At 48.3% G+C, this 12,759-nt stretch carries 11 protein-coding genes; 3 read left to right on the forward strand and 8 right to left on the reverse strand.

All coding sequences use genetic code 11. From position 1 onward, the window contains the following. Position 1 precedes the first annotated feature (1 nt). The 8 genes from cyoA to VCHENC03_RS21855 all read right to left on the reverse strand — a co-directional run bounded on the left by cyoA (position 2) and on the right by VCHENC03_RS21855 (position 9,152). On the reverse strand, positions 2–883 hold the full coding sequence (cyoA, locus tag VCHENC03_RS21890; protein WP_078609229.1) for a ubiquinol oxidase subunit II: 882 nt from the start codon (positions 881–883) through the stop codon (positions 2–4). A gap of 629 nt (positions 884–1,512) precedes the next feature. Next, positions 1,513–2,271 carry an SDR family oxidoreductase gene (locus VCHENC03_RS21885; protein ID WP_009704652.1) on the reverse strand — a complete coding sequence of 253 codons (759 nt, stop codon included), beginning with the start codon at positions 2,269–2,271 and terminating at the stop codon, positions 1,513–1,515. 59 nt (positions 2,272–2,330) lie between these two features. Next, on the reverse strand, positions 2,331–3,236 hold the full coding sequence (gene mmsB / locus VCHENC03_RS21880; protein WP_009696177.1) for a 3-hydroxyisobutyrate dehydrogenase: 906 nt from the start codon (positions 3,234–3,236) through the stop codon (positions 2,331–2,333). 11 nt (positions 3,237–3,247) lie between these two features. Continuing rightward, on the reverse strand, positions 3,248–4,372 hold the full coding sequence (locus tag VCHENC03_RS21875; RefSeq protein WP_009704653.1) for an enoyl-CoA hydratase/isomerase family protein: 1,125 nt from the start codon (positions 4,370–4,372) through the stop codon (positions 3,248–3,250). Between the two features lie 8 nt (positions 4,373–4,380). Continuing rightward, a complete protein-coding gene (locus VCHENC03_RS21870; protein WP_009704654.1) occupies positions 4,381–5,169 on the reverse strand; it encodes an enoyl-CoA hydratase in 789 nt (262 codons plus the stop codon). 69 nt (positions 5,170–5,238) lie between these two features. Next, entirely contained in the window at positions 5,239–6,393 is a 1,155-nt protein-coding gene (locus VCHENC03_RS21865; RefSeq protein ID WP_009704655.1) for an acyl-CoA dehydrogenase family protein, read from the reverse strand. Between the two features lie 17 nt (positions 6,394–6,410). Next, positions 6,411–7,904 (reverse strand): CoA-acylating methylmalonate-semialdehyde dehydrogenase, encoded by a 1,494-nt coding sequence (locus VCHENC03_RS21860; protein WP_009704656.1) that lies wholly within the window; start codon positions 7,902–7,904, stop codon positions 6,411–6,413. Between the two features lie 36 nt (positions 7,905–7,940). Beyond that, positions 7,941–9,152 carry a thiolase family protein gene (locus tag VCHENC03_RS21855; RefSeq protein WP_009704657.1) on the reverse strand — a complete coding sequence of 404 codons (1,212 nt, stop codon included), beginning with the start codon at positions 9,150–9,152 and terminating at the stop codon, positions 7,941–7,943. Positions 9,153–9,442: 290 nt separating this feature from the next. On the opposite strand from VCHENC03_RS21855, the gene VCHENC03_RS21850 reads away from it, so the two are divergent. The 3 genes from VCHENC03_RS21850 (at position 9,443) to VCHENC03_RS21840 (ending at position 12,737) form a co-directional block, all read left to right on the forward strand. After that, a complete protein-coding gene (locus VCHENC03_RS21850) occupies positions 9,443–9,826 on the forward strand; it encodes a MerR family transcriptional regulator (RefSeq protein ID WP_009704658.1) in 384 nt (127 codons plus the stop codon). A gap of 115 nt (positions 9,827–9,941) precedes the next feature. Beyond that, positions 9,942–11,111: an isovaleryl-CoA dehydrogenase gene (locus tag VCHENC03_RS21845; protein ID WP_009704659.1), complete on the forward strand. Its 1,170-nt coding sequence runs from the start codon at positions 9,942–9,944 to the stop codon at positions 11,109–11,111. A 21-nt stretch (positions 11,112–11,132) separates the two neighbouring features. Then, the gene (locus tag VCHENC03_RS21840; RefSeq protein ID WP_009704660.1) at positions 11,133–12,737 is read left to right on the forward strand and encodes a carboxyl transferase domain-containing protein; all 1,605 of its coding nucleotides are present in this window, start codon (positions 11,133–11,135) and stop codon (positions 12,735–12,737) included. Positions 12,738–12,759: the final 22 nt, after the last annotated feature.

Genomic DNA, 12,759 nt, shown 5'->3' on the forward strand with positions numbered 1-12,759 from the left:
ATTATCCTAGATTTTCCGGCAAACAGTTCATTGAACCCGGATGCTGGGTCACGACGTCGGTGAACAAAAATGGTGGAATACTAGAGAACATCTTCACAGGCTCCGCCACCGTTGGTGATGCAAGCGCACGGAATTGCTCCCAGTCTTCGATTCGATCAGGGCTGGCTTTCACTTGTTGCACCCAATTCAGGAATGCAGTGCGATCTTCCATTGCTGCTGCGGTAAATTTCATTTGCGAGAAACCCTTACCGCTGTAGTTGGACGCAAAGCCTTTGTAATCCCCAGTGTGGTTCGCAATCAGATTTAACTTGGTCACCATGCCTGGCATCGCGTAAATCTGAGTACCGAGACGCGGGATAAAGAACGCGTTCATGATGTTATCTGAGGTTAGTTTGAACTGAACCGGAACATCTTTCGGAAACGCCACATAGTTCACTGTCGCAATGTTCTCTTCTGGGTAGATGAATAGCCATTTCCAATCGAGTGACACCACCTCAATGGTGATGGGTTTGACGTCACTTGCGATGGGCTTGGACGGCTCTAACTCGTGAGTAGAACGCCAAGTGATGGTTGCCAGAATCGCAATGATGATGATTGGAATCGTCCACACCACCACTTCGATCTTGGTCGAGTGCGCCCACTCTGGTGCGTATTCCTCGCCAGTGTTCGACTCTCGGTAGCGGTAAGCAAAATAAATTGTCATTAAAATCACGGGGATCACGACAATCAGCATCAGTAAAAGCGCTGTAATGATCAGTTCTTTTTCCTGAACGCCAATACTACCTTTCGGATCAAGTAGAGCAGAGTTACACCCTGAAAGCATAAGAATGGTTCCTGCCAAACTTATCCTCGCTAAGATGCGTTTGTATCTTGAAGCTTCCATTAACTTTCTCGATGGTTAGCCAACAACAGAGCAAGCCCTGCGATTGGTTGTCTTGGTCATTAGAATATTTTTGTGTTGAGCTTGTGCAGCAATGGACTTCTTGGTGGGAGGTATCAAGTTGCTTGATGGTTAAAACCACACTCACAACGTGAGTTTATTGTTACACTTTGAAATGCATTGTTACATTCGAGCGCATTATGCGGAGGGAAAGAGGAAAGCTCATTAGCCACAGATGGAAACTAACGTTCCATTTATGAAAGCTAATATTGATAAAGGAATAGCAAAACAGGTGCACAACAATAACGTACTACAGCGCATATTCTTTTCTTTACAGTGACTTAAGCAACACAAACGAGAAAAATAATCAGTTGCGTATTCGGCGCGAGAATGTGAGCTACATTAGAAAGTACGAATTAAGGAAAGCGTGACCAGTATCATAGTTATGAATTCACATACTATTTACATGGCATTTCTTCAGCAAATGATTACTTAGACAATTTAATTTACCAGATTAATACCAAATGCTTTTTAAGAGTGATATTTGGTTCAATTGTTAATCGAATGAACTCACTAAAACGAAACGAGCGCTACTTAACTAGCGCTCGCTACCAGAAACCAATGGCTCAATGCTACATTCTCATTCCGCCATCCACTTCGAGCACTCGCCCTGTGAAGTAGTCGTTTTCAAGAATGTACTTCACGGCATGAGCAATCTCACTCGTCTCCCCCATCCTACCGACGGGTATCATCTTTTGCAGCCGGTCTATGGCTTCTGGTTTCATTTGTTCTGCCATTGCCGTTTTGACGACTCCGGGCGCAATGGCCGCAGAGCGAATACCATATCTGGCGAGTTCTCTTGCCCATGTTGTTGCCATGGTTGCGACGGCAGCTTTTGATGCAGAGTAATTGGTTTGTCCAATATTGCCTGCTCTCGCCACGCTGGAGATGTTAATGATGGCACCCTTCGAGCCACTCTCGATCATTTTGACTGCCGCTTCTCGACCACACAAGAAGGTGCCCGTGACGTTGACGTTCATCACTAGGTTAAACTGCTCAAGCGACATCTTGGTGATCTCGCCGTCTTTGGCTTTGACTAACAATCCATCTCGCAAAACCCCTGCGTTATTAACTAAGCCGTTTAGCTGCCCAAAATCTTGAAGAATCTCATTAAAGGTATCCTCTACTTCAGATTCATTGGTGACATCAAGTCGATAGATCAATGCTTTGGCACTGAGCATCCGGCATTGTTCTTGAGTATTCAGCAGTCCCGTTTCGTTAACATCAAGCAATGCTAAATCCGCGCCCGCTTGAGCAAGGCTGACCGCCATCATCTGCCCTAATCCTTGCCCCGCACCTGTGATTGCAATGACACTGTTTTTTAAATCCATATCTGTACTCCATTACTGGATAACTTCCATGTTTAAACGCCTGATAGGGAATCTCTCTTTTAGCCCTTTTGGTTCTTATAGAATTCAAACAAGCTAGAGAAATCGAGTTCTGCATGACCTGCTGCGTTATGGAATGCATAAAGGTTACGAGCCAAAGAGCCCATAGGAACAGAAGAGTTGGTTTGCAGCGCCGCATCCAATCCTAAGCCAAGATCTTTCAGCATCAACTTGCTCATAAAACCGGGATTGTATTGATTACTCGCTGGCGCAGAATCCATCACTCCGGGGCATGGGTTATAGAGCTCCAACGCCCAATTTCGACCAGAGCTTTGCAGCATGATATTGGATAAGACTTTCGGGTCGAGACCATGGTCAATACCGAGATTGAGTGCCTCGCAGGTTCCCGACATCAAGATACCCAACATCAGGTTATTACAGATTTTTGCCATCTGACCGTCGCCCGCTTTCCCAGCGTGGAACACGTTCTTACCCATATATTGCAAGATCGCATTGGCTTTGGAGAAGGCTTCGTCCGAGCCACCAACAATAAAGGTCAGCGTTGCTGCTTTTGCGCCTGCTACACCACCAGAGACGGGAGAATCGACAAACAACAATCGTTTGTTCTGAGCTTCGTTCGCCACTAAGCGAGCAGAATCTGGATCGATGGTCGAACAGTCAATCAGCAATGCGTTGTCCTGCACAATATTGAGCAGACCGACACCACCGTGTAAATCCCCTAAGTACACCGCGCGCACGTGTGCACCTGCTGGTAGCATGGTGATGATGGTTCCTGCGCCATCTACGGCTTCTTCTAAAGTACTGGCAACCACTGCGCCAAATGGTTCAAGTTGCTTCGCCGCGTTCACATCCACATCGAACACTTGCACGTGAAACCCTGACGCCAATAGGTTTTGTGCCATTGGACTGCCCATGTTGCCCAAGCCAATAAATGCAATGGTACTCATGTTGTTTCTCCTTATTTTCCTAGCTGTGCAAGTGGATGTTCCTCTTCTGACCAAAGAGAAGTGAACAAGTTATCGATGACGCTTTCATCGACTTCACTGACGCTGTTAAACATCCATTTTGGATTGCCATCTTTATCAACTAATCGAGAGCGCACGCCCTCTTCAAACTCACCGAGTAATGCGCTACGAACTGACAAGGTTAGCTCTAGACGGAAACAATCCGCCAATGACAAGCGGTGGTACTCTTTGACTTGTCTAAAACAGATATGTGCGGTGATCGGACTGCCCGCAACAAATGATTTTTGTGCGTTCTCAAGCCATTGAGTCTCGCCTTCCATTGCTTGAATACGTTGGGCAATCTGATTTAAGTCATAGCCTTTGCAGGCTTCTTTAATTTGGTCGAGATAAGGGCAAATCTGGGTTGTCGGCTTACTGTCGATGACTTGATCTTCCATCAATTGAAGTAACGCACTGACATGCGATTTGGCATCGGCAGAGCTCCAGTCCACTTGTTTCAGCTCTTCTAATAGTGCCGGATATTGCTCTTCCAATAGCAACCATTCCGCCAACCCTATAGTGACAGCGTCACTTGAATTCACCATTGCACCGGTTAACCCAAGGAACAAACCTACCTCTGGGTCGATTTGGCTTAAGAACCAAGTGCCACCTACGTCTGGATAAAGCCCGATATTGATCTCTGGCATCGCGAGACGAGATTTAGGGGTGACGACCCTATGGCTGGTGCCCATAAATAAGCCCATGCCACCGCCCATCACAATGCCCTCTCCCCAGCCAATGATTGGCTTTTGGTAGGTATGAATTAGGTAATCACATTCGTATTCGAGCGAGAAGTAGTTAGAACAGAACTCTGCGGTCTCTTCTTTGCTTTTCTCGTGCATGACGTGGTACATGGTTCGTACATCGCCCCCTGCACAAAACGCTTTTTCACCCGCTCCATTGAGGATGACACACACCAAATCAGGGTCATCTTGCCATTCGATAAGTTGGTCGTTGAGCTCTGCCAACATGTCGTAAGTCAACGCATTCAAAGAAGCGGTGTTGTCTAACGTCGCGATACCAATTCGGTGCACGCCGTCTAAGCAATCTATTTCGCTAATGGTTACTTTCCCTGTCATGCGACCTCCTATTGATTCTTCCAGTTGGGTTTACGTTTTTCTAAGAAGGCACGAACCCCCTCGGTTTGATCTTCGGTATCGAATAAGTTTAGAAACAGTTCTCGCTCTTTAATCAGACCATGTTTGAGTGGCGCTGAGCGCATGTTTTGGATAAGCGCTTTGCACGCGGTTACCGAAGGAGGCGATTGATTGGCAACCGATTCTGCAAGCTCAATGGCTTTATTAAGCGCTCCACCTTTTTCCACCACTTCTTCCGCTAAGCCAAGTTCTCGCGCTTGTGCTGCACCGACTTGTTCGCCGCACAATATGATGCGTTTCGCCCAACCTTCACCGACCAATGCGGTTAGGTTTTGCGTACCACCAGCACAAGGCAGTAAGCCCACTTTCGCCTCTGGCAGTGCCAGTACGGCTTGCTCTTCCACTACACGAATATCACACGCCAATGCGACTTCTAATCCGCCTCCCATGGCATAGCCGTTGATGGCAGCGATGGAAACCCCTCGAAATGCAGAGAGCGTTTCAAAGGCTTCACCAAAGATACGCGCCATTTCTAACGCAACCGCTTTATCGCCATCAGCAAACAACTTGAGGTCTGCACCTGCAGAGAAAAACTTCTCACCATTCCCTGTGAGCACTAGAGCGTAAACGTCTTTATTGTCGTTTAGCGCCAGCACTAGCTCTTTCAACGCGGTTAAACTTTGTGACGTCCAAGTATTAGCGGGCGGGTTGTTCATGGTCACCACCGCAACATGATTGCTGATGGTGTGTTGAATCGTTTGTTGTTCTGTTAGTGACATATCTCTGAATCCTTTCTTGGTGAAAATGACCTGAGCTTTATGAATAAAAGCTGAGCTTGTCAGCTGCACTTATAGCAATGCGGACTCTTCTGCGAGCAATCGACGCGCGATGATCAACCGCATGATCTCGTTAGTACCTTCCAAAATTTGGTGTACTCGAACATCACGGAAATAGCGCTCCATTGGGTATTCTTTGATGTAGCCATAGCCACCGTAAAGTTGCAGTGCTTGGTCACAAACTTGAAAGCCGACATCGGTTGCAAAGCGTTTTGCCATAGCACAATAAGTCGTGGCGTCTGGGTCACCTCGGTCTAACTTGCTAGCGGCGTAACGTACCAGTTGGCGAGCAGCGACAAGCTCGGTTGCCATGTCTGCCAGTTTGAATTGCAATGCTTGGAATTGAGCTAATGATTTGCCGAACTGTTTACGTTCTTGCATGTACTGCGCCGCTTGATTCAACGCTTGCTGAGCCGTACCGACAGAACAAGTAGCAATGTTGATGCGTCCACCATCCAAACCTTTCATGGCGAACACAAACCCTTGTCCCTCTTCACCGAGCAAATGTGACGTAGGAATAGAAACATTATCGAAAGTCACCGCGCGTGTTGGCTGACTGTTCCAGCCCATTTTCGGCTCTTTACGTCCGTAGCTAATGCCGTCTGCATCGGCGGGGACAACAAACGCGGATACGCCTCTCGCACCTGCATCGCCGGTTCTCGCCATCACGACTAAAACGTCGGTATCGCCTGCGCCAGAGATAAAGGTTTTGCCGCCATTGAGTATGTAGTTATCACCTTGCTTAGTCGCAGAAGTCGTCAGAGACGCCGCATCCGAGCCTGCGTTTGGTTCGGTTAAACAGTAAGATCCAAGGAATTCACCCGTAATGAGTTTTGGGCAAAACGCGTCTTTTACTTCTTCGGTCGCAAAGCTCGCGACCATCCAAGTCACCATGTTATGAATGGTCATAAATGCAGTGGTCGATGTGCACCCCATAGAGAGCTGCTCAAAGATGATGGATGCATCCAAACGGCTTAAACCCAAACCGCCTTGCTCTTCTGGGGTGTAGAGGCTCAAGAAACCAAGCTCTCCCGCCTCTCGTAGAATGTCTTTCGGGAAGATTTGTTTCTCATCCCACTCTGCTGCCATTGGCGCTAAACGCTCTGCTGCAAACTGCTGAGCAGTGTCGGCAAACATACGTTGATCTTCGTTGAGTTCAAAATCCATATGAGCTCCTTACTTCGTTAGCGCAAGTTAATGGTGAGGTTTGGACCGGTTGGGATATCGTCATCAAACCAACGTGCCGTCACGGTTTTGGTCTCGGTGTAGAAGCGCACCGCTTGTTTGCCGTAGGCGTGCAAATCACCGTAAAAGCTGCCGCGCCAGCCCGTAAACGAGAAGAATGGCAAAGGCACAGGAATTGGAACGTTCACACCTACCTGACCGACTTGAATCTCATGTTGATACTTTCTCGCCGCCGCACCATTCGCAGTGAAGATGGAAGAGCCGTTGCCGTATGGGTTGCGATTTACGAGATCTATCGCTTCTTGTAACGTGTCGACCTCAATACACACCAAAACAGGTCCGAAGATTTCTTGGGTGTAAATCGACATCTCGGTGGTGACGCCACTGAATAAGGTTGGACCAACCCAGTTACCCTCTGGGAAGCCTTCGACTTTGCATTGGCTACCATCAAGTTCACACACCGCACCCTGTTGTTTGCCTTCTTCAATCAAACCGAGCACACGCTGTTTTGCTTGTGCGCTGATCAAAGGACCATACGCGGCATTCTCGTCATCCCAAGCACCCGGATGCACTTTCGCCATTTCTTGTTTTAAATCGGCAATCCACTCTTTCGAACTGCCTACAAACACAGCGACGGATATCGCCATACAACGTTGCCCTGCCGCACCAACCGAAGAGCCAACTAAGTTGTTCACCACTTGGTTTTTGTTCGCATCTGGCATTACTACCATGTGATTTTTCGCGCCAGCAAAGGCTTGAACACGCTTGAAGTTCTGTGTGCCTGTGGTGTAAATGTATTGCGCTACAGGAACAGAACCAACGAAAGAAACGGCTTGGATATCGGGATGCTTCAGCAACAAGTCGACCTGCTCTTTACGACCGTGCACGATTTGCAGCACACCTTTTGGCGCACCCGCTTCTTCAAACAACTCAGCCAAGCGAATGGACGTGAGAGGCACTTGCTCAGAAGGTTTAAGGACAAAGGTATTTCCGCTCGCAATCGCGATTGGGAACATCCACAAAGGGATCATGGCAGGGAAGTTAAACGGCGTAATACCGCAGCACACCCCAAGCGGTTGAATCAGCGAATAGCTGTCGATATCGGTCGCAACGTTCTCGACGGTTTCTCCCATCATGTTACTGGCGATGTTGGCAGCTTGCTCGACGACTTCGATACCACGCCACACATCCCCTTTTGCATCCGCAAAGATCTTGCCCGTCTCGTGAGAAAGTAACGTCGCCAATTCATCATGATGTTCTTTGAGTAGATGTTGGTAGCGCAGCATTAAACGCGCACGCTCAGACACGGCGACATCTTTCCAACAGGTAAAAGTGGCTTTTGCACTCTCAATTGCCGCGTGCATCTCTTCATCCGTTGCGCATGGCAAGCGCGCAATCACGTCACTGGTGGCAGGGTTTGTCACTTCTACCCAATCCGTTGCTTGAGATTCACGAAACTCACCATCGATGAATAAGGGAACCGTGCGAGTCATAATCTAGTCCTTTGTTAACGTTTGTCGTAATTGGAATTAAAGCGGTATCTCGATACCAATAGCAGTGGCTTCACCACCACCGATACAAAGTGATGCAACACCTCGCATCACTTTTTTATTGTTGTTGTCACCATCTACACCAAGCGATTGCAGTTGGCGCAGGCTATGAATGAGGGTCACAAAAATACGAGCGCCACTTGCGCCAATTGGATGCCCAAGCGCACACGCGCCGCCTTTGATGTTTACTTTGTCTTTATCGATGCCTAATTGGCGTACCGCGATTTGCGTGACAACGGCGAACGCTTCGTTGATCTCCCAAAGATCAACCTCGTCTACTGACCAATCGAGTTGAGATAACAACTGCTCTATTGCAAATACTGGCGCGAGGGTAAATTCGGCAGGCTTTCTGGCATGGGTTGAGTGTCCTTTGATGATTGCTAATGGCGTTAAACCTTGATGCTGTGCCACCTGCGAGTCCATTAACACCAAGGCTGCAGCACCATCGGATATCGCACTTGAGTTTGCAGCCGTCACCGAGCCGTTCTTATCGAACGCGGGTTTGAGTTGGGGGATCTTGTCGAGCTTGATGGAGCGCGGATGCTCGTCATAATCCAATGTTGAAGTGCTATGACGAGTCGTGATTTCTATCGGCGAGATTTCGTCGTCAAACAGACGCTGCTCTTGCGCTTCCAATGCTCTTGTCGCGGATAGGATTGCCCATTCATCCATTTGTTCACGAGTAAACTCAGAGCGGTCAGCCGTTTGCTGCGCATAGACTCCCATCAAGTGCCCTTCATACGCATCTTGAAGACCGTCGAGAAACATGTGGTCGTGAGTAGATTGGTGACCCATTCGCATGCCGTTACGCGCTTCTTTAAGCAGATACGGCGCATTTGTCATGCTTTCCATACCACCAGCGATGGCACTGCGAATGCTGCCCGCTTTGATAAGGTCGTGAGCCAGCATGACGCTTTTCATGCCAGAGCCACACACTTTGTTGATGGTGGTACAGCCTGTCGTCAGTGGAAGATCTGCACCTAGCGCTGCTTGTCTGGCTGGTGCTTGTCCGCACCCCGCAGGTAATACGCAGCCCATATAGACTTCGTCGACTTCGTTAACGCCGCTCGCATCCATTGCCGCTTTGATAGCAAATGCCCCTAATTGAGGCGCTGAATAACCTTGTAACTGACCTTGAAAGCGCCCGATTGGCGTTCGCTTTGCACTGACAATCCAGATGTCGTTTCCCATGATCTCGTCCCTTCTGACGATAATTCACAGTTCACAAACTCATCCCTCACACCTGCTACCACGGAGCTTTCACACAGAATGTGGTGTCACTCCAGCCTCTCATAAAACGATGAATTTTCGCACTGTGATTTCTTGACGTTTACGTAAGCATAGCACTAACATTTACGTTAACGTAAAGAAACACATTAATAACAACACAAATTTACTCTCATGCTTTTAGCTAGCCCGTTTAGTTCAAGGCTTGAAGGGATTTTAAGAAGCCAAAACTATTCATTAGAGGGAAAAACCGAGTGGATAAATTCAAGATAAGTGACCTCGCCAAAGAGTTCGACATCACGACCCGAAGCATTCGTTTTTATGAGGATGTGGGGCTGATAGAGCCGGAACGAAAAGGCAACATTCGCGTATACCAACGCAGAGATAAGATCCGCCTCAAGTTGATTTTACGTGGAAAGCGATTGGGCTTTTCGCTTGCAGAAATTCGGGAATTGTTCGAGCTGTACGATACCCAACAAAGCGATGGTCAGCTCCTTAAAATGCTAACCATCATTGATGAAAAACAAGCGCACTTACAGCAGCAACTGGATGATATTAGCGTTGTAATGAACGAGCTAGAAACCGCCAAAGAGCGATGCAAACAAGCGCTAAGCGACAATAAAACTAACAGCCAATAACTAAAAACTTATAACGACTAAAACAAACAAGAACAACCATAGTTTCCAAGCCCAAGCAGTGTAACTCGAACCTTATCCGTACTAATAACCGCAGTACTTTCAACAGGGAAATGTTATGAAAAGCAGCTACACCCCACTCAACTTTGGGCTTGGTGAAACCATCGATATGCTCCGAGACCACGTCAACGCGTTTGCCACCGAGCATATCGCCCCCATCGCCGCAGACATCGACCGTGACAACCAATTCCCCAATCATTTGTGGTCCAAGTTTGGTGAAATGGGTTTGCTCGGCGTAACCGTCGACGAAGAGTTTGGCGGTGCAGGCATGGGCTATCTTGCTCATGTTGTTGCGATGGAAGAGATCAGCCGAGCTTCGGCGTCTGTCGCACTCAGTTACGGCGCACATTCCAATCTTTGTGTTAACCAAATCTTTCGCAATGGCTCCCCTGCTCAACGAGAAAAGTACCTACCTAAACTCATCGATGGTTCTCACGTCGGCGCACTAGCCATGAGTGAGCCGAACTCAGGTTCTGATGTGGTTAGTATGCAGCTACGAGCTGAAGACAAAGGTGACCACTTTCTGATGAACGGCAACAAAATGTGGATTACCAATGGTCCTGATGCCGATACCTTAGTGGTTTACGCGAAAACCGCTCCCAATAGTGGATCTCGCGGCATCACCGCTTTCATTATTGAGCGGGAGTTTGAAGGCTTTAGCCATGCGCAGAAGCTCGACAAACTTGGTATGCGCGGCTCCAATACCTGTGAATTGGTGTTCCAAAATTGTGTCGTTCCAAAAGAGAATGTTTTGGGAGAACTAAACCGTGGTGTCGAAGTGTTGATGAGCGGTTTGGATTACGAACGCGTGGTATTAGCAGCCGGTCCACTTGGCATCATGCAAGCCTGTATGGACGAAGTGGTTCCGTATGTTCATGACCGCAAACAGTTCGGCAAATCCATCGGTGAATTCCAACTCGTGCAAGGAAAGCTCGCTGACATGTATTCACGAATGAACGCTGCCAAAGCTTATGTTTATGCTGTTGCAGCCGCCTGTGACCGAGGTGAATGTACACGTAAAGATGCCGCTGGCGTGATCCTTTACAGCGCCGAACTTGCCACACAAATGTCGCTCGATGCTATTCAACTTTTAGGCGGCAATGGCTACATCAACGAATACGCGACCGGGCGTTTACTCCGCGACGCCAAACTGTATGAGATTGGCGCTGGCACATCTGAAATTCGCCGCATGTTAATTGGACGAGAGCTGTTCGAAGAGTCTCGCTAACCCACCGACAAGGAAGTCACTATGGCAATCATTAAAAGTAAAACCAAGCCAACCGACGAGCTGTTTTTGTCGAATAAAGCGGTCATGACCGAGTTGGTAAACAACCTTAATGCCAATATTAAAGCCATCAAGCAAGGTGGCGGACAAAAAGCCATTGACCGCCAACGTCTGAAAGGAAAACTGCCCGTTCGTGAACGTGTTATGCATCTTTTAGATGAAGGCAGCGAGTTTCTTGAAGTCGGACAATTCGCCGCGTGGAACGTCTACGAAGAGTCTATTCCATGCGCAGGTGTCGTCGCGGGCATTGGCACCATTGAAGGTATTCAATGCATGGTGATCGCCAACGATCCTTCCGTCAAAGGCGGCACCTACTACCCGCTCACCGTGAAAAAGCATCTACGCGCGCAAGAGATCGCCCAACGTTGTCAACTGCCTTGCGTCTATTTGGTGGACTCTGGTGGCGCGAACCTTCCTCATCAATCTGAAGTCTTTCCTGATAAAGAGCACTTTGGGCGGATCTTCTTCAACCAAGCCAGAATGTCTGCGCAAGGCATTCCTCAAGTCGCTGTTGTGATGGGGCTTTGTACCGCAGGCGGCGCTTATGTACCTGCGATGGCAGACGTTTCCATCATGGTTAAAGAGCAAGGCACCATCTTCTTGGCAGGTCCACCGCTAGTAAAAGCCGCTACGGGAGAAATCGTCACCGATGAAGAATTAGGCGGTGCCGACGTGCATTGTCGCAAGTCTGGCGTTGCCGATTATTACGCAGAAAACGACCAACATGCATTACAGCTTGCTCGCGAAGCTGTCTCCAATACCAATCAATCACTCCCCATTCAAAGTGACAAACCGGTTTTACCACCGCGTTACGACGCCGAAGAGATGTATGGCATCGTCAATGCGAATCTGCGCTTGTCTTTTGATGTTAGAGAGATCATCGCTCGTGTGGTTGATGACTCAGACTTCGATGAATTCAAAGCACTTTATGGCAAGACCTTAGTATGTGGCTTCGCACGAATTCACGGCCATCTGATTGGCATTGTGGCGAACAACGGCATCTTGTTTTCTGAGTCCTCACAGAAAGGCGCGCACTTTATTGAGTTGTGTGCCAAACGCAAAATTCCCCTACTGTTTTTGCAAAATATCACTGGGTTTATGGTGGGCAAAAAGCTTGAAGCAGAAGGCATTGCCAAACACGGCGCGAAACTGGTGATGGCAGTTGCGTGTGCAGATGTTCCCAAGTTCACCGTGATTATTGGCGGCTCTTACGGTGCGGGCAACTACGGCATGTGCGGTCGTGCTTATGACCCAACCATGATGTGGATGTGGCCAAACGCACGAATCTCGGTAATGGGCGGAGAACAAGCCGCAGGCGTGCTCACTCAAGTGCGTCGAGAAGTGAAAAAACGCCAAGGTGAAGAATGGCCAGAGCCCGAAGAAAGTGCATTCCGAGAATCTATCGTAGACTTGTATGAGTCTCAGGGGCATCCCTACTACGCCAGCGCACGTTTATGGGATGACGGCATCATCGACCCGAAAGAGACACGTCAAGTATTGGCTCAAGCCTTAAAAGCCGCGCTCAATGCGCCAATTCCTGACAGCAACTTTGGCATATTCAGAATGTAGAAATGTAGAAATGTAGAAATGT

Origin of the sequence: Vibrio sp. HENC-03 (assembly GCF_000305755.2) — a bacterium.
In the GTDB taxonomy this organism is placed as follows: domain Bacteria; phylum Pseudomonadota; class Gammaproteobacteria; order Enterobacterales; family Vibrionaceae; genus Vibrio; species Vibrio owensii.